Raw genomic sequence first — 26,124 nt, forward strand, 5'->3', positions numbered from 1 at the left:
AAAATACCGGCGCAATCAGGACCAATTGATTAAAAAGCTGGGGGTTGTGTTGTGAAGGAGTAAGAAAAAAGCGGCAAACGTTGCACCAGGGTAGGCAGCAACAAGAAGCTGTTACTCTTTGATAAGCTTGCCACCAGGTTCGTTGTATTGCTGACAATAGAGTTTTACATCGGCCATACCAGGTGTTCTATCTATATTATCTATAGTCTGCAGGCTGGTCACCATCACGTTGGCCGCAATCTGAGTATTGTAAAATGCCTTGCCAAGCCACAACTCATGTAACATCAACGTCAAACACAGTTGGGACGGGAGAATGTCAGTTTTTAACATCTGGCGATATTGCTCTTTTTGCTGCTCCTTGGCTGGTTCTGTGTATTGATAAAAACGCTGCTGTTCATGCAACACGGAAAAATAGCCCTGATATAAAAACCCCAATACCAATACAGAACTAATGGCGGCCGCTGTCATAAAACCGGCAATAAATGTTATCCATAATTTCATCCTGAATGACCATCCATGATTTAAGTAACTGATAAAAATACCTTGTACAAATATCGCGAAAACAACAGCTTGGGTGTTCTCAGCGCTGTTGTTGTTTAACCTGCTGCCAGGCTGCTTCCATTTGTTCCAGACTGGCCTGACCTACAGGCTGTTCTGTGGCGGCCAGGCTGGCTTCCACAGCACGAAAACGTTGTTCAAATTTATGATTGGCCTGGCGTAATACAGCTTCAGGTTCCAGACCGTGTTTTCGCACCACATTCACCAGCGCAAACATTAAATCACCCAGTTCATCGGCAAGCTCCGGACTTTCCGGTGCAGTTTGCTCCACTTCCAGAATTTCTTCTTTCACTTTGTCCCAGCAGCCGTCCACCGAAGGCCAATCAAAACCGACAGTGGCGCAGCGTTTTTGCAGTTTATAAGCACGGTTTAAGGCCGGCATATTGTTGGGTACATTGTCGAGCACACTGGCAAGGCCGGCTTTTTTGCGTTCGTTGCTTTTCAGGGTTTCCCAATTTTGCAAAGCGGCGCTTGCGTCCATACCTGAGGGTGCAGCAACTTCGTGATCTGTCTGTTCAGCAGCAAAAATATGCGGATGACGGCGGGTGAGTTTGTCACAAATAGCGGCGACACAATCGTGAAACTCAAACAGGCCTTGTTCACTGGCCATCTGGCTATAAAACACCACCTGAAACAACAAATCGCCAAGTTCGTCTTTTAAATCATCAAAATCACCCCGCTCTATAGCGTCAGCCACTTCATAAGCTTCTTCTATGGTATAGGGCTTAATGCTTTGAAAAGTCTGGCTTTTATCCCAGGCGCAACCCAAGTCCGGGTGGCGTAATCTGGCCATAATTGCCAATAAGTCATTGATATTTTTGTTCATGCAGGCTTCCCGGAAATAAGCAGGCCCGCCACAAGGCGGGCCTGTTGTACAAAGTACTTTTTATAGCGATCTTTGGGTTATTGTGACCTTTTGGCTTCAATCACATCATCAATCAGACTGACTTTGGTCAGTAATTTATTTAGTGAATCCAGGTTATAAAGCTCAAGAGTCATATTAATAATGGCGGTTTGCCGCGCCACATCTGAGTTACTGCTCATTCTGAGCACATTGGCTTTTTCATTGGCCAGAATACTGGTGATATCACGTAATAAACCATTACGGTCATGGGCGACAATACGAATAGTCACTTCATAACCAGAAGCGTACTGGTCACCCCAGGTGGCTTCCACCACCCGCTCCGGATGTTGCTCCAGCAGGGTTTTAAACTGCTCGCAGTCGTCACGGTGCACGGCAATACCGCGACCCTGAGTGATATAACCAATAATGGCGTCGCCTGGCAGCGGCTGACAACAACCTGCCATATGGGTCATCAGATTACCCACCCCCTGCACCACCACATGGCTTTTTGCCGGTGTGGTTGCCATAGGTTTGGTTTTTAATCTTGGGTCAATTTCCGGTGGATCAGCCTTGGCATATTGGCCCTGAATATAATGCACCACCTGGGTGACTTTAATTTCACCACCACCAATGCCCACCAGCAGCTCTTCCAGTGAGTTCACATTAAACTGCTGAATCACTTTGGCAGGCTGGTCCATTTTCAGGTTGAGCCTGGACAATTCAGTGTCCAGCAGCTCTTTGCCGGCGGCGTAATTTTTGTCTCTGTCCTGCAGACGGAACCAATATTGCACTTTAGAGCGGGCACGGCTGGATTTTAAATAACCCAGATGTGGGTTTAACCAGTCGCGGCTTGGGTTCGGCTCACGGCCGGTTAAAATTTCCACCTGATCGCCGGTTTTCAGCTGATAGGTAAAAGGCACAATGCGACCGGAAATTTTCGCGCCAATACAACGATGACCAACGTTGGAATGCACATAATAAGCAAAATCCAGCGGCGTGGAGCCAAGAGGTAAATCAACAATGTCACCTTTGGGCGTAAACACATAGACCCTGTCTTCGGTGACCTGATTACGCAGCTCTTCGGCCAGGGACGAATCAACCACTTCTTCCTGCCAGGCCAGAATTTTACGCAGCCAGCCAATTTTTTCATCCAACGCACCTTCGCGTCCGGCCGGGCCACCTTCTTTATAACGCCAGTGTGCCGCTACACCCAGCTCAGCGTCATCGTGCATCTGTCTGGTACGGATTTGAATTTCAATAGGCCGGCCCTGCGGCCCAAGCACTACGGTATGAATCGACTGGTAACCGTTTTGTTTTGGCGTGGCGATATAATCGTCAAATTCTTTGGGTAAATGCTGCCAGGAGGTATGCACTATGCCCAGCACGGCATAACAATCCTGCACTTTTTCCGTGACAATACGCACAGCCCTAATGTCGTACAGCTGGTCAAACGCCAGATGTTTTTTCTGCATCTTTTTCCAGATACTGAAAATATGTTTGGGCCTGCCATAAACCTCTACATTCAGGTTTTCGTCTTTCATGCGCTGACGCACAGCGTCGACAAAGTCCTGCATATAGTGTTCGCGGCCAAGGCGTTTTTCTTCCAGCAAGGTCGCAATTTGTTTGTAAGTTTGAGGGTGCAGATAACGAAAAGCTAAATCTTCCAGCTCCCATTTCAGCTGGCCTATACCCAACCGGTTGGCCAGAGGTGCAAAAATGGCATTGGTTTGTTTGGCGGCCAGTACCCGGGTTTCTTCGTCAGCGTTTTTTACATCGCGCAGATAACAAATTTGTGCCGCCAGTTTAATCACCACTGCACGCACATCTTCCACCATGGTCAGCAGCATTTTGCGCAGGTTATCGGCCTGTTGTGCATTGGGGGTTTGGCCCGGCCCTACCGGAATAGTGCGGATGGCTTCCATTTGTTTCACTGCCGCCAGCATCGTCATTACGGCAGGTGGAAACAAGTTATCTAAGGCTTCACAAGTGAGCACGCCGGCTTCAATCAGCGGAAACAATAAAGCCGAGGTCAGCGCATCTTTGTCCATCCGTAAATCGGCCAGGATCTCAACCATTTCCCAGCCGGTTCGCACTTGTGGGCAAGTGGCTTCTGTTAATTCATGTTGTTGCAGCCAATGTTCGGTTTCCAGCAGACTGGTGATTTTACTTTCCGGCAAACCAAGCGAACTGAGCCAGGCGGTAGTTTCGCCCGGGTTATATTCTGTGCTGTGGGAATGCCGGATAGTGACCATAACTTACTGCCTCGTATGCGAAAATAACGCCATCAACTCCAGATGACTGGTATAAGGAAACATGTCCATCAGACCGATTTTGCAAAGTTTATATCCTTTGCCGAGCAATACTTTTGCGTCTCGGGCAAAAGTGACCGGATTACAGGACACATAAAGCACTGCCGCCGGTTTTAACCTCGCCACTTCATCAATGGCACCAAGGGCGCCTGCCCTTGCCGGGTCCAGCAATACTTTTTGATAAACCGCCTGATTCCAGGGCGCTTTTGGCCAGGCTAAATGCAGATCGGCCTGGGCAAAAACCACATTGTCCAACTGGTTCAGTCTGGCGTTGTTGCTTGCTGTTGTAACCATTGCAGCAACACCTTCCAAGCCTACCACTTGTGCCGCCTGCTTTGCTAATGCCAAACTGAAATTACCTATACCACAATACAAATCCAGCACTTTGTCTGTTGCCTGCACATTGAGCCAACTGAGCGCCTGCGTGACCATCTGCTGATTCACCTGCGCATTCACCTGAATAAAATCAGTAGGTGCAAAGTGAAGTGTTAAACCTTCATTCAGCTGATATTGCGCTTGTTGTGCTTCGCCCCAAAAACAAAACTCGTCCGGCTCTGCTTCGCCTATCCAGCAAGCTTCAGGCCAGGCTTGTTGTAATAAGACTTTATCTTCCGCTGGTAAAGCTTTGATATGGCGCACCACCACAAAAGCCTTGCCAGCGGCGTCCAGCACTTCCACGTGAGTAATATGCATACCTGCTTTCAGTTTCGGCAAGCTGTCTTTCAGCTTTTTCAGCACAGGCGCTATCACAGGGCTTAATACCAGACAGTCAGATACAGCGGTAATTTCTTTGCCACCTTTGCGGCGAAAACCGACGACAAATTCGTTGGTTTTTTTCTCAAACCACACGCCAATGCGGGCTTTACGCCTATAACCTTCGGCATTGCTATGTAACAGCGGCTGCCACGGTAACTGCGTAAGCTTTAGCTGGTGTCTCAGCTGGTGATCCAGCGCTTGTTGCTTCAGTATGCGGCTTTGTTCTGCACTAACGTGGTGCAACTGACAACCACCACATTCGGCGGCAAAGCGACATAAAGGTGCAATACGATGTTCGGAAGCTTTTAATACTTTTTGCACTTCGGCTTTAAGATACTGCGGCTTTTGCTCGGTGATTTTCACTCTAACGGTTTCACCCGGCAAAGCACCTTCAACAAAACAAATTTTCCCGTCAGAAAAAGCAATACTCTGTGCTTCCTGATCCCAACGCTCTATCGTCAGGTCAAGATGTTGTGGGCCCTTTTGCACTTTAGCTTTTGATTTATAAATAGTTACCATAAAAAATATCGGCCTTTATCTGCCTTGTTTTCCCACCTGTTGCCGCCGGGCTTGGGTAGGTTTTTTAACAGGCATGTGTCATGATGGCAATTCGAAGGACCATTGTAGCAAGCAGCGCTGAAGATGACGAAGATTGGTTTACGCGATTGGATTTTGCTGATCACTTTAGTTCCCACTTTATTTATTAGTCTGGGGCTGGGTGGTTATTTCAGTTTCGCCCGTTATCAGGATTTACAACATTATCTGGAAGAACAAGCCAGTAATATTGCCGAGCCTTTAGCCATTGCCAGTGAACAGGCTTTGCTTAGCGACAACAAAACGCAGCTGCAACGGTTGCTGAATCTTAGTCACCGTAAAAACTCACCGCTGGTGAAAAGTATCGCCATTTTTGATCATCAGCGCAGCCTGGTGGTGACCTCGAATTATCACAAAGACTTTAGCCGGCTGAACGAAATAGCCCACCAACCCTGGCCACAACATAGTGAAATTCTGGACGACGGCAATCAACTAATCATTCTGGTTCCTGTGGTTTTGGAAGCAACAGATATCGATGCTCTGGCATTAAATGACAACGAACAACTGACGGCACAATTACAACACTCCCAGGGCAAACTGGGGCTGGTCTTGGTTGAGCTGCAAAAAGACAAAGTATTGCTGGCACAACAAAGCTCTTTGCTGGTGTCGTTGTTAATTATTCTGCTTGGCATGATGCTCGGGCTGGCACTGAGTTTAAAACTGATTGGCCGTCTGACAGCACCAATGCAACAGTTGATCAGCCTGATTGAAAAGCTGGCCGAAGGCCGTTATGCCAGCAAACTGGAACAACCTTATTTTGGTGAGCTGGACCAGATGCGTCTTGGCATTAATCAGCTGGCGTATCAGCTAAAAGAGCTGCAGGACGAAATGCAGCACACCATAGAGCAATCAACCAGCGATTTAACCCACACCATGGAACAGCTGGAAATGCAAAACGTCGCGCTGGATATGGCCAGACGTAAAGCGCAGGAAGACAACAAACTTAAATCTGAATTCCTAGCCAAAATGAGCCACGAGCTGCGTACCCCGCTGAACGGCGTCATTGGTTTTACCCGGCAATTGCTGAAAACCCAGTTATCGCACCATCAGCAGGATTATCTGAATACCATTCAAAAATCGGCCAATAGTCTGCTGACCTTAGTGAATGACGTATTGGATTACGCCAAGCTTGAAGAAGGCCGCATGCCAATAAACCCTGAGCCTTTTTCGTTGCGGGACATGGTGAATGACTCTATTGAACTGCTGGCGGCTAACGCCTTTGAAAAACAGCTGGAGCTGGCACTTTTGATAGACCCGGATTGTCCGGACGACATTATCGGCGACCCGCTGCGGATTAATCAGGTACTGATGAATATTGCCGGTAACGCAGTGAAATTTACCGAACATGGCAGCATTGTGATCAGGGTCAGTGGCAGCGAATATAACGACGACAAAACCCTGCTGCATTTTTCGGTGCAGGACACCGGCATTGGTATTCCGCAAGCGCAGCAGGAACAACTGTTTTATGGCTTTTCCCAGGCCGACGGCAGCATAGGCCGGCGGTATGGTGGCACTGGTTTAGGGTTGTTTATTTCACAACGGCTGGTGGAAGCCATGGGCGGCAGTATAGGTTTTGACAGCCAGCCGGAACAAGGCTCGACTTTCTGGTTTACCGTGTCTTGCCGCCGTCATCCGCTGCCTGTGTCTGAAGCCTTGCCGGTAAAACTTTTGAGCGGAAAAACAGTGTTGTATATCGAACCGCAACAATATTCGCGCGAAGCCACTTTGTCGTTATTAAACAGTTGGGGCATGCAGGTGTCGGCTTGCGCCACTGCCGGCCAGATCCAACAAGCACTTGCCAGCCAGCCGCATTATGACATTGCCATTATTGGCCGGGCAGTATCCTTGGATCAGGTCAATCAGATTGTCGAGCTGATTCGCCAGCTGAACCATTCTTGTCAGCATATTTATTTACTGGTCAACACCTTATCACCGAACTTACGTGAAGCGCTGCTGCAAACCGGCGCCGAGGCTTGTTTATCCAAACCTGCCCATCAACGTAAACTGGCGGCTGCACTGGCAAGGCCTTATCAACAACTGCACGAACTGCCGAGCAAAGTACCGGCCCCCCCAAAAAGTAAACTGCGGGTGCTAACGGTCGACGACAACGAAGCCAACCTGAAACTGATTAACACTTTGCTCAGCGAACTGGTGGAGAGTATAGATTCAGCCACCAATGGCGCAGAGGCACTGCAAAAAGCCTCGCAGTTTCATTACGACGTGATTTTTATGGATATCAATATGCCGGTGATGGACGGCATCACCGCCTGCCAGCGTATTCAGCAAAGTTCTATTAATGAGGCCACCCCTATTATTGCTGTGACAGCCCATGCGCTGGACGGTGAGCGGGAAAGGTTAATGCTGCTTGGTTTTAGCGAGTTTTTAAGCAAACCGCTGGATGAACAAATGTTGCATTTTGCGCTGAAAGAATGTTGCGCCAATATCAGCGCCACGCCGGAGCGCGACCAACAATTGTTAAAACAGGAATTGCCACAAAGCCGGCATCTGGACTGGGAACTGGCGCTACGCTGCGCCGCCGGCAAAGTAGATTTAGCCAAAGAGCTGTTACAAATTCTGCTGAACAGCCTGCCGGCCACCCTGACCGAAATGGAAAACCTTATTCGTAGTAAACAGGTAGAACCCTTGATCCAGCTGGTGCATAAACTGCACGGCGCCAGTTGTTACACCGGCGTGCCTCATATTAAACAACTGACAGAACTGATTGAAACCGAATTAAAACACGGCAAAACCATAGAGCAGCTGGAACCTGAATTATTTGAACTGCAAGACAGGTTACAGTCTTTATTGGCAGAAGCTGCCGGCTGGGTCTGGTAGCAGAGCCAACCACAATTCCAGCGCCGCTGCTTTTAGCAGCAAAACCGCAGCCTGGCGTTACTGCTGGCTTTTGTCCTGCATCAGGATTCAAAAATCACAGTGGCGCAGGCAAAAGCCTGCTCGTCACTAATAGACAACCAACAATGTTTGACACCCATTTTTTCTGCAAGCTCTAAAGCTGCATCTGTTAATTGCAACTGCGGCCGGCCCAATTCATCATTGCTAATCGCAAAATGCTGAAAAGAAATACCACGGCCAATGCCGGTGCCCAGGGCTTTGGCGGCCGCCTCTTTTGCCGCAAACCTTTTGGCAAAATAACGCACCGGTTGTTTATGGTTCTGGTAAATGGCCCGCTCGGCTTCGGTCAGCACCCGCTCTATTAAGCGGGGTGAACGTTGTAAACTTTGCTCAATACGGCAAATTTCAACAATATCAGTGCCAAGCCCGAGAATAGCCATTAGCGGCGCGCCTCCACCATTAACCTTTTCATTTCAGCAACGGCCGGGCCTAAACCGGTAAAAATAGCGCGGGCAATCAGTGCATGACCAATATTCAGTTCATACATTTGTGGAATGGCAGCAATAGCCTGCACATTGTGAAAATGTAAACCGTGGCCGGCATTGACAATAATACCAAGCGACGCGGCATATTCAGCGGCAATGCGGATACGCTCCAGCTCAGCCTGTTGCACTTTAGCGCAAGTAGCATCGGCATAAGCACCGGTGTGAATTTCAATATAAGGAGCACCGGCTTTGGCAGCGGCGGCAATCTGAGTTAAATCGGCATCAATAAACAAAGACACCAGAATACCGTCATCAGCCAGGGTTTTAACCGCAGTTTCAATCTTGCCAAACTGCCCTGCCACATCCAAACCACCTTCAGTGGTGAGTTCCTGGCGTTTTTCCGGCACTAAACAACAAAAGTGTGGTTTCAGTTTACGGGCAATCGCCAGCATTTCATCTGTGACACCCATTTCAAAATTCAGCCGGGTTTGAATAGTGTCACGCAATAAAAACACGTCTCTATCCTGAATATGGCGGCGGTCTTCGCGTAAATGCACTGTGATGCCGTCGGCACCGGCCTGCTCGGCCAATAAAGCCGCATGCACTGGCTCAGGATACTGGCTGCCACGGGCCTGACGTACAGTGGCTACATGGTCAATATTGACGCCTAAATAAATGGGTTGCATCACAAATCTCCATATCTGATAAGCGCAAGGCTCACCAGCCTCATCAAAAGTTATCGGTTAAAAAGCGCGCGGCTGGCGAGTGGTTGATTGCCTAGCAGCGGTTGTATTAAAAAACGGCACAACTGTTTGGCCACCCAAAGCGCGTCGTCATGCCACTGACCACGGGCTATCGCCAACAAGGCTTCCCCGGGCCAGCCGACACCATGATGTGCACCCTCAGCGTCAACAAAACCAGTACGTACCAGGCCCGCTTCAGTTTGCCACTGATACAAGCCGCTTTGCTCAATGGGCGCTTGTGTGACATCAAATTCCAGATCAACCGGCACACCAAGCTCCTGTAACAGCAGCAGTTCAAAACGGCGCAGCACCGGCTGCAACAAACCCGGATGGGGCTGGGCGGCGGCTAAATCCAACAAACTTTGCTGATAAATCGCAAATAAATGGTCACTTGCCACATCCTGCGGCCAAATACGGCACAACAACTCATTGATGTACATGGCACTAAATAAAAAGTCACCCTGAAATTGCAGCGCCGGCTGCTGCTCTTCCAGCGCCCGCACTGTTTTTAATTCACCGCGGCCAGTTAACTGCACCGCCAACAATGCAAAAGCGGGCCAATTGCTGCGCCCGCCTTGTTTTTTCCCCGGACGGCGTGCCACAACACGCAAACGTCCTTGTTCAGGTAACAATAAATCTAATAACAGCTTGTCGTCACGAAAAGCTCTGCTGTGCAGCAGATAAGCCGGACTAAAGCCTGTGGTCATTAATCTTCGCCATAACCTAAGCTGCGCAGTGCGCGCTCGTCATCGGCCCAGCCAGATTTCACTTTCACCCACATTTGCAAAAACACCGGTTGTTCAAACAGGTCTTCCATATCTTTGCGGGCTTCAGAAGCAATAGTTTTAATACGCTCACCGGCTTTACCAATCACCATGCGTTTTTGCGTGTCACGCTCCACCAGAATCAGCGCGGCAATGTGATAGTGTTTTTCTTCCCACTTAAAACGCTCAATTTCTACAGTGACCGAATACGGCAGCTCGTCACCCAAAAAGCGCATCAGCTTTTCGCGCACAATTTCGGACGCCATAAAACGCTGGGAACGGTCGGTGATGTAATCTTCCGGAAAGAAAAACTCACAAGGTGGCAGGTGCTTGTGCACTATGTCACGCAGTGCGGCCACATTGGTGCCTTTTTCCGCCGAAAGCGGCACTATTTCCACAAAAGACAACTGAGTACCAAGCCACTGTAAATGTGGCAATAACTCTTCTTTGTCTTTGTATAAGTCAACTTTGTTCACCACCAGGATCACAGGTTTGTTGGCGGCAACTAAACGGTTCAGCACCATTTGATCGTCTTCCAGCCAACGCGTGCCTTCCACCACAAAAATCACCAGCTCAACGTCCAGAATAGAACTGGCCGCCGCTTTGTTCATCAGGCGGTTAATAGCGCGTTTTTCTTCGCTGTGCAGGCCTGGCGTGTCGACATACACCGTCTGGTATTGACCTACAGTGTCAATACCAACAATACGATGGCGCGTGGTTTGTGGTTTTTTTGAGGTGATACTGACTTTTTGGCCAATCAGCTGATTGAGCAAAGTAGATTTGCCAACATTAGGACGGCCAACAATAGCCACTAAACCGGCAAAAGTTTCGCCGGCGGTTTCAGGAATATTATTTGTCATGGGTAAGCTGTTCCAACACCAGGTTCGCGCAGTCTTGCTCGGCCTTACGGCGTGAGCTACCACTGGCAATAATAGGCTGCATGCCAGCCACTGTACATTTCACGGTGAAGGTTTGGTCATGGGCATCACCCAGTACTTCAATCACATCGTATTGGGGTAACGCCATCTTACGGCCCTGCAGATATTCCTGCAGTTTGGTTTTGGAGTCTTTTTGTACCCCGGGTTCAATCACCGTCAGGCGTGAACCAAACCAGGCCAGAATACGTTCTTTACAAACTTCGCTGCCACCATCCAGGTAAATGGCCCCTAAAATGGCTTCAACGGCATCGGCGAGAATTGATTCACGGCGAAAACCACCGCTTTTTAATTCGCCTGGCCCTAAACGTAAAAACTCAGAAAGCTGTAACTCTTTGGCAATTTCCGCCAGAGTGACACCTTTAACTAACGAAGAACGCATCCGGGTTAAATCCCCTTCCCGCGTTTTTGGAAAATTCTGATACAAAGCTTCGGCGATGACAAAACTTAAAATGGCATCACCCAAAAACTCCAGTCGTTCATTGTGTTTGCCTTTACAGCTGCGGTGGGTCAGTGCCTGTTCCAGCAGCTCAGGCTGCACAAACTGGTAACCCAGACGTCGTTGTAATGGCGTTAAAGAAACTTGCATGCCTACCCTTATTCAATCTTACCCAGACGTTCAAACCGGACACCGACCGGGATCCAGCCTGGCAAAGCGCTGTTCGGATCTTCACTAAATTCAAAACTCATCCACTTAAATACCGCTTTACCCACCAGATTCTGCTCTGGCACAAAACCCCAGAAGCGGCTGTCACGGCTGTTATCGCGGTTATCACCCATGGCAAAATAATGGCCTTCAGGCACCACAAACTCAGTAGTTTCAGTACCTGGCTGACGGTAATAATTGTGAATAGGCTCTGGCAGCATGGCATTTTGTAAAATGTCATAACTTTTGGTTGGGCCTTGTTCAGTAAAACGTTTCAGTGGATAAGGCCCTAAGAAAAACTCACCTTCAGACTGTAATTCCTGATGCAAAGCTTCCAGCACAGGGCATGGCTGGTTCAGGTTTTTATCACAGGCTTTCTGGATATATAACTGTTTGTTTTTATAAACAATACGGTCACCAGGTAAACCAATAATACGTTTGATGTAATCAACTGTCGGCTGCTCTGGATACTTAAATACTGCAACATCCCCATGCGCCGGTTTACCGGTTTGAATTAACGTGGTGCGCCAAATCGGGTCTTTGACATCATAAGAGTATTTCTCCACCAGAATAAAATCTCCCACCAACAAAGTGGGCATCATAGAGCCGGATGGAATTTGAAAGGGTTCATATAAAAAAGAACGGAAAATAGTGATGATGGCAATCAAAGGGAAAATAGACTGCGCTGTTTCAGCCAGATAAGACTGCGGCGCAATTTGCTGTTTAGCATCTTCTGATAAAGCACCACCCGCCGCAGCTTCTGCCTGCGCCAGTTTCACTTTGCGTTTTGGCGCCAGCACCAGAGCGTCAAACAACCAGATCAAGCCACTGCCAACCGTTAATGCCACTAAAAAAATTGCAAAATAACCTGCCATGAAATACCTAATCCTCATTGATGTTCAAAAGTATCAGCTTAACGCTGAATACTTCGCTGTTGCTGCAGCTGTTGCACGATATATTGTTACCAGCTGTAACAACTGCGGCGCTGATAAAACAGCGCCGCAATTAATGCAAAAGCAGTGTGTTATTTGCCTACTTTCAGAATAGCTAAAAACGCTTCCTGCGGCACTTCAACGTTACCGACCTGCTTCATACGTTTTTTACCATCTTTCTGTTTCTGCAACAGTTTTTTCTTACGGCTGATATCACCACCATAACACTTGGCCAATACGTTTTTGCGTAATTGTTTTACCGTGGTGCGGGCAATGACGTGACTGCCAATAGCAGCCTGAATGGCAATATCAAACATCTGGCGTGGGATCAGCTCTTTGAGTTTTTCTGCCAGTTCACGGCCGCGGCCCTGGGCAAAATCTTTATGGCTGATAATGGCCAGAGCATCCACTCTTTCACCGTTGATCAAAATATCAACCCGTGACATATCAGAGGTTTGGAAACGTTTAAAAGCGTAATCCAAAGAAGCATAACCACGGCTGGTTGATTTTAATCTGTCGAAGAAATCCATCACCACTTCGGCCATTGGCAGTTCATACACCACGGCAACCTGACGGCCGTGGTAAGTCATATTGATCTGCACACCCCGTTTTTCGATACAGAGGTTGATGACGTTACCTAAATATTCCTGCGGCACCAGAATATGGGCTTCAACAATAGGTTCACGGATTTCGTCAATGCTGGCAACAGGCGGTAAATCGCTTGGGTTATCCACCATCACGGTTTCGCCACCTTTAGTGACAACCTCGTACACTACAGTAGGGGCAGTGGTGATGAGATCCAGATCGTATTCACGTTCTAAACGCTCCTGAATGATTTCCATATGCAGCATGCCAAGGAAACCAATACGGAAACCAAAACCCAAAGCGCTGGAGCTTTCTGGTTCATAAAACAAAGATGAGTCGTTTAAGCTGAGTTTTTCCAGTGCATCACGGAAATCTTCGTAATCGTCTGACGACACCGGATACACACCGGCATACACCTGAGGTTTAATACGTTTAAAACCTGGTAAAGGCTCAGTCGCCGCATTTTTAGAAAGCGTTAAGGTATCGCCAACAGGCGCACCTTTAATTTCTTTAATACCGGCAATCACAAAACCTACTTCGCCAGTGCTTAAAATGCCGGTATTTTTGGCTTTAGGAGTAAAAATACCAACTTTATCAACTTCATACACAGCGCCGCTCGACATGATTTTAATCTTGTCTTTGGCCTGAATTTTACCGTGTTTCACCCGCACCAGTGACACTACACCCTGGTATGGGTCAAACCAGGAGTCGATGATCAGCGCCTGGGTTGGTGCGTCCACATCACCTTCAGGACAAGGGATGCCCTTGACGATGGTTTCCAGCACATCTTCAATACCAACACCGGTTTTGGCAGAACATTGCACAGCACCCACGGCTTCAATACCAATGATGTCTTCAATTTCTTCAGCAACACGCTCAGGTTCAGCTTGTGGCAAGTCGATTTTGTTCAGAACCGGCAATACTTCCAGATTCATTTCCAGCGCTGTGTAACAGTTAGCTACAGTTTGAGCTTCTACACCCTGACCGGCATCCACCACTAACAAAGCGCCTTCACAGGCAGCCAAAGAGCGGCTGACTTCGTAGGTAAAGTCAACGTGGCCAGGAGTATCGATAAAATTCAGCTGATACGTTTCGCCATCTTTGGCTTTGTAATTCAGCGTGACACTTTGTGCTTTGATGGTGATACCACGTTCACGCTCCAGATCCATCGAATCCAGCACTTGTTCCTGCATTTCCCGATCAGATAAACCACCACAAAACTGGATCAAACGATCGGATAAGGTTGATTTGCCGTGGTCAATGTGAGCGATGACCGAAAAATTGCGGATATGAGATATTTTTGCCATTTTTTCCAATAAAAACTGAGCTGGTTGGCCAGTAAGACCCGGTAACTTTGTTACCTTGTCAAATCATGCCACAGATTAAAATTGCCGCGAATTGTACTTGATTTGCTGCGAGGTTGCTATGTGTTCTTCGGCTTTCACGGTGCTGTGTTTTGCCTTCAGGCGCTGCGGCCTTCAGTCAGCTTATTGTTGCAACACACTGAGCGAAGGCAATACCGCCAACAACTCCACCTGTTGTTCAGCACCACCTTGTTGTAATCCAAAACGACGCGCCAGCATATAACCCGGAATAGCAGCTACTACACCTGCCAATAATTGCCAGCCTTCACCGGCATTATAAAAAGACAGCAGCAACACAGCTGCGATAAATAACAACAGTGGCAACAAATAAACAGCAGCGGCAGATTTGAGCAACACGCCCTCGTGGATACCTATTCTGACCTGTTGGCCTGGTAACAATTCAGGCTCTGATGCACAAGGTTGATAAGGCAGGAAAAAACGATAATCCCGCTGAGTCAGATGTTTAGCAACCACACCACTGGTGCAGCTGTCATTGGCACTACAAGCCTGACAACTGCTCACCACTTTGGTTTGCAACCAGACACCCTGTGCTTCCACCTGCATGACTGTGGCAATTTCTTCAACCATGTTGTTGCGCCTGTGCCAGAAAAAGGCTGGCAGTATAACAGCCTTGATTATTGAACGGAATCGGCCAGCCGGTTGGCCAGAGTGACATCCAGCGGGCCTATCACAGTGACATCAATATTTTGTTTTGGCAGCACCAGCAAAGTGGTGGCGCCGTCACGAAATGCTTGAGCAGGTAAACCGGCTGAAGGCTGCACAAAAACCGAGATCTGATGCAAACCGTCGGTTAACAACCAGGAAGCCAGCACTGGATTATTTGGTGTGGCGGTTGAACTCTGTTGCAATGCCAGTTGATAGCCCTCTGGCAACCACCCCAGTTGAAAATCGGCACTCCCGACCGTTTCGACAACAGGCAGTTGCACCGGCTCTGCGGGTAAATCGGCCTTTAGCAGGTTCATCAGTTCGGTGGGTAAAGTTGGCTTCAGCTGCATATGCACCACCATCCAACGTTCCAGCACTTCGTTATTCTGGTCAACAGTATCAACCCGAAGTGGAAAGCCGGTTTCGCCGTCCAGCCACAGCCAATAACTAAAACGACCATTATTTAGCGCAGTGAGTCTAAGCAGCTGGGCAGTGCGGCCAGACAATGAAGTACTGCTACCTGGCACAGCATCATAGAGTTTCATAATGCCGGCCTGAGACTGGAACAAAATAGCCGGCAGTTCTTTGATAGATTGATTTACAGTCACCAGCAAAGAATTACCGGGTGACGAATAATAGACTCTGTCGTTGCGTCTGAAAGTGTCGGTACCGGCAAGGTCTTGTGGAATGAGCTGCTCAAGTTCGGTTTGCACTGGCAAGCTGCCAGTTGCCTGATGTACACCGTGTAACCAGCGAAAGGTGCTCAGCTGATTGCTGCGCATCTGCACAAAAGTAACGTCAAAATTAAATTTTTTAACGGCTTGCTGGCTGCGTTCAAACTGCAGCCAACCGTCATTGCTGGCTGCTGCTGAACAACTCAGCACCAACCAGCCTAAGAACATCAACAACACACGCATTGTTATTGTCCGCGTGGTGGTTGCTCAACAACAGGTTGGTTTTGCTGATTTTTTTGTTGCTGCTGGGCAGTTTGTTCCAGTAAACGGATTTGTTGTTGCCGGGCCTGCATCAGCTCTTGTAACCGGCGCTGTTGCTCCAGTTGCAGTTGTTGTTGCTGGACAGCAAAACGTGAATCCACCGAACTTTGACTTAAACTGACAGGTGTTGCAACGCCGCCAATAGGACGGGTTTGCAATACAGGTAAGGGGGAGGTTAAAGCATCATCTGCAGACTGCTGACTTTGCTGAACACCAACCACTGCCACTATAGCAACGCTGGCGGCGATAGCGCCCTGCAGCATGGTTTTCATCCACGGCATATTGGCGGCAGATTTTACTTTGCCCCAACGTGACGTTGCACTGACTGCCGCCAGTTGCAGTACAGGTTCTGGCTGTAACTGATGTGTTTCTTCTTCCGCCAGCAACAATGCAAAATTATCGGCAAAATTCAGGTCAACCTGCGCAGGCAACTCATTGCGTATCACGTTACCCATCATCTGGTAACGCAACCATTGTTGCTGCAAGTCCGGATCTTGTAACAAAGAGTCGAGCTGTTGCGCACTGATGCCTTGATTATCACTCGCGGCAGATAGCCAATCTTGTTTTTCAGACGACATACATTTTCCTGTCTTTGCTCATAGGTCAGCTGATTAAAGGCTTCAGCTGGATGTCAATTGCTTCACGTGCCCGGAAGATCCGGCTACGGACTGTGCCTATAGGGCAGCCCATCACTTCGGCAATTTCTTCATAACTCAGACCATCCATCTCACGCAATGTGATAGCAATGCGCAATTCTTCCGGCAATTTTTCGATAGTTTCAAACACCACGTGCCGTATTTCTTCGGTCAGCAACAGCTTTTCCGGAGAGTCCTGCACTTTTAAAGCGTCGCTGCCCTCGTAGGAGTCAGCGTCTTCCGCATCAACGTCTGTTGACGGCGGTTTGCGGCCATTCGCCACCAGATAGTTTTTTGCACTGTTTACTGCAATACGGTACAACCAGGTATAAAACGCACTGTCTCCGCGAAAGCCTGGCAACGCACGATAAGCTTTGATAAAAGCTTCTTGTGCCACATCTGCCACGTCGCCATGATTAGAGACGTACCTCGAAATTAAGTTCGCCAATCTGTGCTGATATTTTCTTACCAACAGATTAAAAGCTGCTTTATCCCCTTGTTGTACCCGCTGGACTATCTGCCAATCCAATTCTTGCTCGCTCATCCGAGCTTGTCCCCTGTTTTGCTTACTGCTAAATTTTGCAACCGGCTCTCGTCAAGCGTACCCTTATGACGGGACCGAAGTGAAAAAGTTCGGTTTAATAGATAAAAAAGTTACAATAGATTGATCCTGACCGCATTGGATGACATATAGCCAATCCGAACGCTGCCAGAAAAACCACAGCGCCAGTCGCAGCCTGCCTGGCTTTTTGCTCAACTAAGATTCTGTTTTTTGTCGGATTAAGTGTATCGCATGCAACAACAAAAAGAACATCTTTGTGACGTATTAATTATTGGCAGCGGCGCCGCCGGTTTGTCTCTGGCATTACAATTGGCCAACCAGCTGAACGTCATGGTCTTGAGTAAAGGTCCGCTGCGCGAAGGTTCTACTTTATATGCGCAGGGTGGCATCGCCGCTGTGTTTGACGAAAACGACAGCATTGATTCCCATGTCAGCGACACCTTAATTGCCGGTGCCGGATTATGCGACGAACAAGCCGTTAAATTTACTGCTGAACACGCCAAAGGTGCGATGGAATGGCTGATTGAACAAGGGGTACCTTTTGACCAGTACCGCGACGAAGAAGGGGTATTAAAATATCACCTGACCCGTGAAGGTGGTCATAGTCACAGACGTATTCTGCATGCTGCGGACGCTACCGGGCGCGCCGTGCAAATCACCTTGGTTGATCAGGTGAAAGCCCATCCGAATATCCGTTTGCTGGAAAATTACAATGCCATCGACCTTATCACAGCCGCCAAGCTTGGCCTTGAGGGTGAACATTGTTATGGAGCTTATGTCTGGAACCGCAATTCAGAACAAGTGGAAGTGATTTCAGCCCGTTTTGTAGCTTTAGCGACTGGCGGTGCCAGTAAAGTGTACCTCTACACCAGCAACCCGGACGTGGCCAGTGGCGACGGTATTGCCATGGCATGGCGTGCCGGTTGCCGTGTTGCCAATATGGAATTTAACCAATTCCACCCGACCAGTTTGTATCATCCGGATGCCCGGAATTATCTCATCACCGAAGCGATGCGTGGTGAAGGCGCTTATTTAAAACGGCCGGACGGTTCGCGTTTTATGCCGGATTTTGACGAGCGTGCCGAACTGGCGCCCCGTGACGTGGTGGCCCGCGCTATCGACTTTGAAATGAAACGTTTGGGTGTGCCTTGTGTCTATCTCGACATCAGCCACAAGCCAAAAGATTTTATAATTGAGCACTTCCCGACTATCTACGCCAAGTGTTTAAGTGTCGGTATCGACATTACCAAACAGCCTATCCCTGTGGTGCCGGCAGCGCATTACACTTGTGGCGGCGTGATGACAAACCAAAATGGTCAAACCGATGTGCCCAATTTATATGCCATTGGCGAAGTGGCTTATACCGGCCTGCATGGCGCTAACCGCATGGCCAGTAACTCTTTGCTGGAATGTGTGGTGTTTGCGCAAAGTGCGGCCCAACATATTCTGGCCAATTTAGCGCACACAGCAGCGCCCATTGCATTGCCGCAGTGGGATGAAAGCCGGGTCAGTAACTCAGATGAAGAAGTAGTAATCACCCACAACTGGCACGAATTGCGGTTATTTATGTGGGATTTTGTTGGCATAGTGCGTACCACCAAAAGGCTGGAACGTGCTTTACACAGAGTGGAATTATTACAAAGGGAAATTCAGGAATATTACCGCCACTTCAGGGTCAGTAATAACCTGCTGGAACTGCGTAATCTGACCATGGTAGCTGAGCTGATTATCCGATGTGCTATGGCACGCAAAGAAAGTCGCGGTTTACATTACACTTTGGATTATCCGGCTATGCTGGAAAACTCTAAACCGACCATTCTGACACCACCTGAGCGCTAAGCTTCAAGACACTGCCAAGCGAACAGGTGCAGCCTGTTCTGGGTTCAGCTGTCATCATATGCGGGAAAAAACGGCGTTTACAACGCCGTTTTTTCTTATCAGTTACACGCTACGAAGATGGCGGATTTATTGAGATATGGCCGCTTTGTTGTTACTACGGCGGTATTTGATAATCAGATACACCACATAGATCTGCAAAGCTGCAGTGGCGAGCTGGCCGATAATAGACTGCAATTCGGTATATTTTTCTGCATACACATATAAACACAAGTTACCAATGGCAAAAGCCAACCAGGTTAAAGCCGGTACACCGTCCGAAGTTTTAGTTTTTAATAAATGCCACAGCTGCATCAAAGTTGCTGCCGGGAAAATAATAGCTGGCACATAACCTGCCAGTTCAATCAAAGTCATCATATCCAACCTGGGTCAATACCATCACAGATAAGTTCAGCCTGCACAGACTAAACAATTTACAAAAACAGGGCACACGACAAACGACGGACTATATAACGGGCTTTTGCTCACAACAAGGTCAGCTTTGCAGCTGCCAGCGTCTTTCAGTGCAAGCCCTTGCCAGCGCGCTGCCGTCAGCTGGCGAAAAATTATCACGATATAACCAGAGCTGATGCACAACAGCGTTGTCGTCACGCCAGTACAACCAGAATCCCCAACCAGACACCAAAGATTGTGGCAGTAGCTGACCGGCAGGTTTTACATCATGCAAAAAACGGATACGACCCGCAGTGTCCAGCGTTAACATCTGAATGCTCAGAGGCTGAAACCAAAGTTGCAGCTGCCAATATAAACACAAAATAACGACCGGGCTTAGGATCAGCAGTTGCCACCAGAGCAAAGGCAACAACAAACAAACGCATACAATGCCAAGCACACTTAGCGCATAAGGCAAAGCACGCCAACGCGAAGGGCGCAAAGCCAGACTAAACGCGGACGCGCCGGACAATGATATCCACCAGTTGTTGCAGGCTATGGTCTTTTGAAGTGGCATGCCCCATAAACCAGGCAAATAAATCCGGGTCATCACAAGCCAATAAACGTTCAAAATCTTGTTTTTGTTCAAGGCTTAAAGCGTCATAACCTTCCTCAACAAAAGGGGCTAACAGAATATCCAGCTCCAGCATGCCACGACGACAAGCCCAACGTAATTTTGGTTTTTTCATTAATTCAGACATAACACACTCTCTTGTTTTGCTTGCTGGATTCTAACAAATAATCGACGCAGGGGTTGTGCTTTTCCATCTTTCCCCCAATGATCTGTGCCATTGAACATTGAAGATTTAGAAGCGATATCAGCGATGCAAAGTTCCTGGATTAGTGCCGAGCAACTGGCACAATTATCAAATGATGCCGAACAGGCGTTTATCAGTCCATTACCGGCTTTTCATGTGATCCGGATCAGTGGCCCGGACCAAAAGAAATATCTACAGGGTCAAACCACCTGTGATATCAATACCTTAACCGAGAATAACTTTTTACGTGGCGCCCATTGTGATGCCAAAGGTAAAATGTGGGCCACTTTTCATCTTTGGCAAGCGGGCGACGACTTATTGTACGCCGGTTTTCGTGATGAAATTCAGGCCTCTCTTGTCCAACTGAAAAAATTTGGCGTTTTTTCCAAAGTCAGTTTTCATGACACTCAGGATCAACTGGCTGTGCTTGGTGTCAGCGGCCCTCAGGCCGACAGTCTGCTGGCGACTTTAGGTTGGACTGTACCAGAACGCGGTCAGCTTGTTGCGGTACCGGGCGGCCAGTTAATGGCGTTGGCGCCACAACATTATTTGCTGGTGCTGGACATTGCAGCTGCCAAACAGCTGATCACAGCACAACCTGGTTTATTAGCAGCTCCAACACGCTTTTTGGCACAACATATTCAGCACGGCCTACCTTATCTGGAACAGGCGTTAATAGGCGAATACGTACCACAAAACCTCAATCTGCAAGCCATTGATGCCATTAGTTTTAGTAAAGGTTGTTACATAGGCCAGGAAATGGTGGCACGGATGAAATATCTGGGCAAAAATAAAAGAGCCACTTATATCCTCAAAGCACAGAGTGCAGAAACTCCGGCAGCCGGCAGCGATATTGAAGTACAATTGGAGCAAAACTGGCGCCGCAGCGGCGTGGTAGTAAATGCGGTGAATATTCATGGTGAGCTGTTTGTGCTTGCTGTATTGCCAAATGATACCGCCTCAGATGCCCATTTACGGCTGGCCAGCGCGCCTGACACCTTGTTCAGGCTGGAAGCTCTTCCTTATTCTTTAAACTAACTGAGGTTTGCATGACCATTCAAAATAACAAAGTCGTTGCAATGCACTACAGCGTCAGTGACGCGGCAGGCAACGAACTCGACAGCTCTGTTGGCGGCGAGCCACTGGTATTTATCCACGGCAGCGGCTCTTTAATCCACGGGCTGGAGAATGCACTGCTTGGCAAACAAGCTGGTGATAAATTTACCGTTGAGGTTGTAGCTGCTGATGCTTATGGCGAGCGCCATGAAGAACTGACTCAAGCCGTACCCCGTGCTTTATTTGAAGGTATGGAAGTGGCTGTTGGTATGCGTTTTCGCGCCGCCGGCCCGGATGGCCGCGAACAATCTGTGATTGTATTAGACGTCACAGACGATGAAGTGGTGGTTGATGGTAATCACCCCTTGTCAGGCATAGATTTAACTTTTGCCGTTGAAGTTCTGCTGGTGCGTGATGCCACTGACGATGAGCTGGCACATGGCCATGCGCATGGTATCGACGGTCACTCAGGCCATGGTCACGACTAAATCAAGGTTTGAGCAAAAGCAGTCTGACTGCTGATGAAGAAAAAACGCCGGCTTGCCGGCGTTTTTGTTGGTCGTTTCAGAACTTTATGTTCAACATGCTTTATCGGGCGTCAGCGTTTATTGCCTTGCGGCTGCAGTTGCAGTCTGTGCCGGATTTTTTTGCTGGATCAGAGTAATTACAGCCCTGGCAACACCCACAGAAGACAAATGATTTTGCCCTGTCACCAGCCTGCCATCCACTTGCACAAATGCCTGGTTGCGTGGCCCTACAGCAAATTGACCACCCCGCTCAAGAATGGTCTTTTTTATCAGCAGCGGAAAGTGTTTAAAATAAGCCGCATCTTGTTGTTCAAAATCTTCCGGATAACCAGTGAGCTTTTTGCCTGTTACCAGAAAACGACCATCTGTGGTTTTTAACTGCAGCAAACCTGCAGTGCCATGACAAACAGCAGAAATAATACCTTGATGCTGTTGATAAATGTCCATCACCAGTTGGGCTATCGCCGGATCGTCCGCAACGCCATAAACGGCATTAGACCCCCCCACATAATGCACAGCTTGATAATCCGCCGCCTTTAATTCTGCCGCTGTTTTGCTGTGTTTAAGCGCCTGCATAAAATCGTGGTTATACAGATATTCTTTATGCAATGGGTCTGAAGTGTCGATATAAGCCAAAGGCACAGCACCGCCGGAAGGGGTCATAAAATCCACAGTAAAACCTGCTGCTTTAAAAGTACTGTAGGCTTTCACTATTTCTGAAAAGCTGGCGCCGGCGGGTAAGTCTGACTTTCCATGAAAATGGGCGTCAGACAAAATAAATAACACCCTTTGACCATGCTGCAAAGAAGACTGCCCCACCGCAGCTTTACTAATAATTTGCCATTGTCCTTCAATACGCTTTAACAAAAACATATCAATAAAACGCTTCCCGGACTCTGGCTGCAGAATTTCTGCTTTGGCACTTGCCAGGTCACCTTCAATTTCAATACTGAGAATTTCGCCAATACGACCATTAAACTGCCCGGCTTTGGTTGGCTTAAACCAACTCAGATATTCGTCAACCGGCACTTGCCAGATAGGCTGCCCTTCTTTGGCCAGAAATAACTCAGCCTGAGGGTGAAAAGCCTGTTTAATTTGCTGTTGCTGATTATAAGAAGTGCCGTTCAGGTACAACTGCAAAGTGTGGCGAACCGCCTGATAACTATCCTGCTCTGCCGTAAGCTGGGGTTTAGCTGCGTTGTTATTCAGCTGAGCCCCTGTAGTAACTGCAGCTACAGTGGCAAAAGAACAACAACACAACAACAGAGCACAAGCATACAGATAACGCATATTTCCTCCGGTTAACTATTTAAAAAACCGGAGCTAGCATAAAAGTTGCGGCTGCGCCTTACAGCCGCAGAATATGATTCAGGATAGCGGATTTATAATTCCGGAATTCTGCTCCGGCAGCTGTTGTTTGTATCTGGCGGGCGTTTGCAAAGTGACTTTTTTAAAAGCGGCATAAAATGTCGATAACGAATTAAAACCACTTTGCTCTGCCAAATCAGCCATTTTGAGCGGTATTTGTTGTTCGATCAGCTGCCTGGCAAATTCAATACGATATGCATTGATATAGTCATTAAAAGACGTCTGCAGATTGTCGTTCAGCAACTGCGACAATTTTGGGCTAGCACAGCCCAGTTGTCTGGAAAGTTTGGCAAGACTCAGGTTGGCATCAAGAAACAACAGTTGTGTTTGCATCAATTGTTCAAGTTGCTGTTGCAAAACCAAAACTTCGTCAGCAGGCAGCTTTTTATTGGCGTAAGGCTCTTGAGCTATTGTGTTCTCTGGCTGGCGCTTTAGATAAATAGTCAGCGCAGCCACATATAACAAAAAACTAAAAGTTAAAGCGCCGCTAATGTAAGAGGTATAAGAGGCGAAATAATAAGCAGCCCAAAGCAGCAGATTGCCGGAAAATACACTCAACAGCATTGGTAACTGTGTTGTGTAGTGCTGGCCGGCCATCAGCTTTGTTTGGTGTTGCCACAACAACAAAGCCGATAACAAAATCCAGCCAAGCCAGCTGTAATTAATCAGCTGATATAACAAAGTTTGCCATAGTTGTGCATTGTGCTGATAAGGCCAGCCCAGCCCAACCACAATCATCAGCAACAAAGCGACCGGCAAAGGCCACAGATAACTGCTGCTTTTATGCTCTGGCCAACAAATATTGTGACAATAGGCATACAACAAAGGCCCTATTAACCAACAAGCCGACAACCCCAGTTGTAATATCTGTTTGGTGATGTCCGGATTAAAATAAAACAACACAGATTTCAGTACTCTGATGCTGAGCATCAGTAGCATCAACGCCAATAACCTGTCTGACAATTGCCCTGGCTGGCGCCAGAAAAAATAAGCCACCAGCACCCAGGCGTTGATAGCACCAAGGGCGCTAAACATCAGTAACAATTGATCTGAAACTGTCATCCGAACCTCATCCGTTTGATCATCGGCCTGCATAAAGCTTGCTTGCCAGGCGTTGTGCCCAATAGTGGCAAAGGCATGGCAACTAACACTGGATGCTACCGAATCTTACTTGGTCTGATCCAGAAAAACTGTTATAAAAACAAAAAGTTTTATTAACAAGAGCCCAACATGCCAAGTCGTTATCAGCCCAATATTACCCAAGCACCAAGCCAGCTGATTGATGCCAATGGCAATGCCATTTATGGTTTATTTGACGGCTCAGTGCCCCAACTTAATTTTGCTGATTTCGACTACCGCACTGTGCTGGATAAAAAAGCCAGCGCCCTTGCACGGCATTTTCATTTTAAACAGTTTCAGTTTGTCGCTGTGACAGGCCCCAACTGGCTACTGGCAGTGGCTATTGCCGATATCCGTTATGCCAGTTCAGGTTTTGCTTATTTGTACCAGCACGGCAACAAAACCATCGAAAAAGGCCTGTTATTGCCGCTGAATATGGGTTGTCGCATGAGCCAATCCCCCACCTCAGGCAAAGCGCAACTGCATTTTGGTAAAACAGGCTGGAGTTTTGATTTAAGCGCTCAAAGCTGGCAACTTGAACTTGATTGTGGTGATTTGCAGGCGAGGCTTCAGCTACTGCCACAACAACAAAGCCCTTTGGCACTTTGTGCCCCCACTGCTTATCAGGGCCTGACTTACACTGAAAAAAACAATGCGCTGCAGGTTCTGGGGGAGCTGAAACTTGGCAATAAAAGCTTTGATTTAAGTCAGGCGCATGGCGGTTATGATTTTTCTGCCGGTTTTATGCGCCGCCAAACCAACTGGCGCTGGGCGTCTATCAATAGCAGCGTACAAGGTAAGGCTTTTGGTTTAAATCTGGCGAACGGTGTCAACGAAACCGGGCTTTGTGAAAATGCACTTTGGTATCAGGGTAAGATTCAGCACCTGAGCCCGGCGCAGTTTGCCTTTGCCAGAGCAGCACCAGAGCGCAACTGGCAAGTCAGCACTTTATGTGGTGAAGTAGAACTTGAGTTTCAGCCTTTGTATTGCCGGCAGGAAAAAGTACAGGCAGGGCTTTTAGCCAGTAATTTCCGCCAGTATGTTGGTTATTATCAAGGGCACATTCAGCTGGCCGATGGCACTGTACTGCAACTACAGAATTGCCTTGGGCTTGCTGAAGATCATTATGCGAAATGGTGATGTCTGGTTCGCGGCTTCGCTATTAAAAAAATTTAAACCTGCGCCAAAGTGTAGCTAAGCCCGCAGTCGGATGGCTATGCGAAAAACAAGATTTTATTACTGATTTACAAGGAGTTGATATGAATTTTTCTGCAAAAAGTGCCTCGTTGCTTTTGGTATCCACTTTGCTAATGGCCTGCTCCCCCAAAGAAGTGGGTGATGTCAGCTTGGGTTTATTTACCACTAAAGATATTAAAATTCAGACCTTTAACGACCCTGATATTCCAGGAGTGACCTGCCATATCAGCCATGTGGAAGCCAATCTGGATTTAGCTGACCCTTCCGATATGTCGATTGCCTGCCGTCAGACGGGTGAAATTACCAAAACCATGTTGGATCAAATAGATACTTCCAAATCGGGTGAAGTTATTTTTACCGCTTCAAAAAGTATTTTGTTTAAACACTTAAAAATCCGCCGCATTTTTGATAAAGACAACAGAACCCTGGTGTATTTGTCTTATTCCACCAAAGAAACGGCCGGCAGCGACAAACATTCGTTAACCACAGTGCCACTCTGGGGCAGCAAAGCCTGGGCTGAGCTGGAAGCCGCAAATATGGCAAAA

26 protein-coding genes are annotated in these 26,124 nt (G+C 47.9%); 6 read left to right on the forward strand and 20 right to left on the reverse strand.

From position 1 onward, the window contains the following. Window positions 1-111: 111 nt before the first annotated feature. The 4 genes from RCH83_RS15960 to rlmD form a co-directional block, all read right to left on the reverse strand. Complete coding sequence (locus RCH83_RS15960) at window positions 112-501, reverse strand: hypothetical protein (RefSeq protein WP_306523777.1); 390 nt, start codon at window positions 499-501, stop codon at window positions 112-114. 79 nt (window positions 502-580) lie between these two features. Next, window positions 581-1,384 carry a nucleoside triphosphate pyrophosphohydrolase gene (mazG, locus tag RCH83_RS15965; protein WP_306523778.1) on the reverse strand — a complete coding sequence of 268 codons (804 nt, stop codon included), beginning with the start codon at window positions 1,382-1,384 and terminating at the stop codon, window positions 581-583. Between the two features lie 77 nt (window positions 1,385-1,461). Further along, window positions 1,462-3,654: a GTP diphosphokinase gene (relA, locus tag RCH83_RS15970; protein ID WP_306523779.1), complete on the reverse strand. Its 2,193-nt coding sequence runs from the start codon at window positions 3,652-3,654 to the stop codon at window positions 1,462-1,464. Between the two features lie 3 nt (window positions 3,655-3,657). Then, window positions 3,658-4,986 (reverse strand): 23S rRNA (uracil(1939)-C(5))-methyltransferase RlmD, encoded by a 1,329-nt coding sequence (rlmD, locus tag RCH83_RS15975; RefSeq protein WP_306523780.1) that lies wholly within the window; start codon window positions 4,984-4,986, stop codon window positions 3,658-3,660. A gap of 123 nt (window positions 4,987-5,109) precedes the next feature. On the opposite strand from rlmD, the gene barA reads away from it, so the two are divergent. Further along, on the forward strand, window positions 5,110-7,896 hold the full coding sequence (gene barA / locus RCH83_RS15980) for a two-component sensor histidine kinase BarA (RefSeq protein ID WP_306523781.1): 2,787 nt from the start codon (window positions 5,110-5,112) through the stop codon (window positions 7,894-7,896). A gap of 80 nt (window positions 7,897-7,976) precedes the next feature. Here the strand turns inward: barA and acpS are convergent, their stop codons facing one another. From acpS to rpoE, 11 genes are all read right to left on the reverse strand, one after another. Beyond that, window positions 7,977-8,354, reverse strand: a complete 378-nt coding sequence (gene acpS / locus RCH83_RS15985) for a holo-ACP synthase (RefSeq protein ID WP_306523782.1) — start codon at window positions 8,352-8,354, stop codon at window positions 7,977-7,979. After that, window positions 8,354-9,085, reverse strand: coding sequence for a pyridoxine 5'-phosphate synthase (gene pdxJ / locus RCH83_RS15990; RefSeq protein ID WP_306523783.1), 732 nt, complete (start codon window positions 9,083-9,085; stop codon window positions 8,354-8,356). Before pdxJ ends, acpS begins: the two co-directional genes overlap by 1 nt. 50 nt (window positions 9,086-9,135) lie before the next feature. Continuing rightward, window positions 9,136-9,849, reverse strand: a complete 714-nt coding sequence (locus RCH83_RS15995; RefSeq protein ID WP_306523784.1) for a DNA repair protein RecO — start codon at window positions 9,847-9,849, stop codon at window positions 9,136-9,138. Then, window positions 9,849-10,766: a GTPase Era gene (gene era / locus RCH83_RS16000; protein ID WP_306523785.1), complete on the reverse strand. Its 918-nt coding sequence runs from the start codon at window positions 10,764-10,766 to the stop codon at window positions 9,849-9,851. Before era ends, RCH83_RS15995 begins: the two co-directional genes overlap by 1 nt. Continuing rightward, window positions 10,756-11,430, reverse strand: coding sequence for a ribonuclease III (rnc, locus tag RCH83_RS16005; protein ID WP_306523786.1), 675 nt, complete (start codon window positions 11,428-11,430; stop codon window positions 10,756-10,758). The genes era and rnc overlap by 11 nt, the downstream gene beginning before the upstream one ends. 8 nt (window positions 11,431-11,438) lie before the next feature. Then, window positions 11,439-12,362 carry a signal peptidase I gene (lepB, locus tag RCH83_RS16010; RefSeq protein ID WP_306523787.1) on the reverse strand — a complete coding sequence of 308 codons (924 nt, stop codon included), beginning with the start codon at window positions 12,360-12,362 and terminating at the stop codon, window positions 11,439-11,441. Window positions 12,363-12,511: 149 nt separating this feature from the next. Further along, complete coding sequence (lepA, locus tag RCH83_RS16015; protein WP_373689797.1) at window positions 12,512-14,311, reverse strand: translation elongation factor 4; 1,800 nt, start codon at window positions 14,309-14,311, stop codon at window positions 12,512-12,514. A gap of 180 nt (window positions 14,312-14,491) precedes the next feature. Then, on the reverse strand, window positions 14,492-14,956 hold the full coding sequence (locus tag RCH83_RS16020; protein WP_306523788.1) for a SoxR reducing system RseC family protein: 465 nt from the start codon (window positions 14,954-14,956) through the stop codon (window positions 14,492-14,494). A 47-nt stretch (window positions 14,957-15,003) separates the two neighbouring features. Beyond that, window positions 15,004-15,951, reverse strand: a complete 948-nt coding sequence (locus RCH83_RS16025) for a MucB/RseB C-terminal domain-containing protein (protein WP_306523789.1) — start codon at window positions 15,949-15,951, stop codon at window positions 15,004-15,006. Window positions 15,952-15,953: 2 nt separating this feature from the next. After that, complete coding sequence (locus RCH83_RS16030; RefSeq protein ID WP_306523790.1) at window positions 15,954-16,607, reverse strand: sigma-E factor negative regulatory protein; 654 nt, start codon at window positions 16,605-16,607, stop codon at window positions 15,954-15,956. Between the two features lie 25 nt (window positions 16,608-16,632). Continuing rightward, on the reverse strand, window positions 16,633-17,208 hold the full coding sequence (rpoE, locus tag RCH83_RS16035; protein ID WP_306523791.1) for an RNA polymerase sigma factor RpoE: 576 nt from the start codon (window positions 17,206-17,208) through the stop codon (window positions 16,633-16,635). 249 nt (window positions 17,209-17,457) lie between these two features. On the opposite strand from rpoE, the gene nadB reads away from it, so the two are divergent. Then, window positions 17,458-19,065: an L-aspartate oxidase gene (gene nadB / locus RCH83_RS16040; protein WP_306523792.1), complete on the forward strand. Its 1,608-nt coding sequence runs from the start codon at window positions 17,458-17,460 to the stop codon at window positions 19,063-19,065. Window positions 19,066-19,191: 126 nt separating this feature from the next. Here nadB and RCH83_RS16045 read toward each other — a convergent pair whose 3' ends face one another. The 3 genes from RCH83_RS16045 to RCH83_RS16055 all read right to left on the reverse strand — a co-directional run bounded on the left by RCH83_RS16045 (window position 19,192) and on the right by RCH83_RS16055 (window position 20,255). Beyond that, a complete protein-coding gene (locus tag RCH83_RS16045) occupies window positions 19,192-19,479 on the reverse strand; it encodes a hypothetical protein (RefSeq protein WP_306523793.1) in 288 nt (95 codons plus the stop codon). A 118-nt stretch (window positions 19,480-19,597) separates the two neighbouring features. Further along, window positions 19,598-20,026 (reverse strand): protein YgfX, encoded by a 429-nt coding sequence (locus RCH83_RS16050; protein WP_306523794.1) that lies wholly within the window; start codon window positions 20,024-20,026, stop codon window positions 19,598-19,600. Then, window positions 20,004-20,255, reverse strand: a complete 252-nt coding sequence (locus RCH83_RS16055; protein WP_306523795.1) for a succinate dehydrogenase assembly factor 2 — start codon at window positions 20,253-20,255, stop codon at window positions 20,004-20,006. The genes RCH83_RS16050 and RCH83_RS16055 overlap by 23 nt, the downstream gene beginning before the upstream one ends. 90 nt (window positions 20,256-20,345) lie before the next feature. Between RCH83_RS16055 and ygfZ the strand changes: the two genes are divergently transcribed. Both ygfZ and RCH83_RS16065 read left to right on the forward strand, forming a co-directional pair. Further along, on the forward strand, window positions 20,346-21,350 hold the full coding sequence (gene ygfZ / locus RCH83_RS16060; RefSeq protein ID WP_306523796.1) for a tRNA-modifying protein YgfZ: 1,005 nt from the start codon (window positions 20,346-20,348) through the stop codon (window positions 21,348-21,350). Between the two features lie 11 nt (window positions 21,351-21,361). Further along, window positions 21,362-21,856, forward strand: coding sequence for a peptidylprolyl isomerase (locus tag RCH83_RS16065; protein ID WP_306523797.1), 495 nt, complete (start codon window positions 21,362-21,364; stop codon window positions 21,854-21,856). A 117-nt stretch (window positions 21,857-21,973) separates the two neighbouring features. On the opposite strand, the gene RCH83_RS16070 is transcribed toward RCH83_RS16065, so the two are convergent. Continuing rightward, window positions 21,974-23,185: a nuclear transport factor 2 family protein gene (locus RCH83_RS16070; protein WP_306523798.1), complete on the reverse strand. Its 1,212-nt coding sequence runs from the start codon at window positions 23,183-23,185 to the stop codon at window positions 21,974-21,976. A gap of 78 nt (window positions 23,186-23,263) precedes the next feature. After that, window positions 23,264-24,325: a helix-turn-helix domain-containing protein gene (locus tag RCH83_RS16075; RefSeq protein ID WP_306523799.1), complete on the reverse strand. Its 1,062-nt coding sequence runs from the start codon at window positions 24,323-24,325 to the stop codon at window positions 23,264-23,266. A 168-nt stretch (window positions 24,326-24,493) separates the two neighbouring features. On the opposite strand from RCH83_RS16075, the gene RCH83_RS16080 reads away from it, so the two are divergent. Beyond that, complete coding sequence (locus RCH83_RS16080) at window positions 24,494-25,522, forward strand: DUF2804 domain-containing protein (protein ID WP_306523800.1); 1,029 nt, start codon at window positions 24,494-24,496, stop codon at window positions 25,520-25,522. A 119-nt stretch (window positions 25,523-25,641) separates the two neighbouring features. Continuing rightward, window positions 25,642-26,124 (forward strand): CreA family protein (locus tag RCH83_RS16085; protein ID WP_306523801.1); only part of this gene is annotated, 483 nt, incomplete at its 3' end.

The organism is Rheinheimera sp. (assembly GCF_030824435.1).
Lineage (GTDB): Bacteria > Pseudomonadota > Gammaproteobacteria > Enterobacterales > Alteromonadaceae > Pararheinheimera.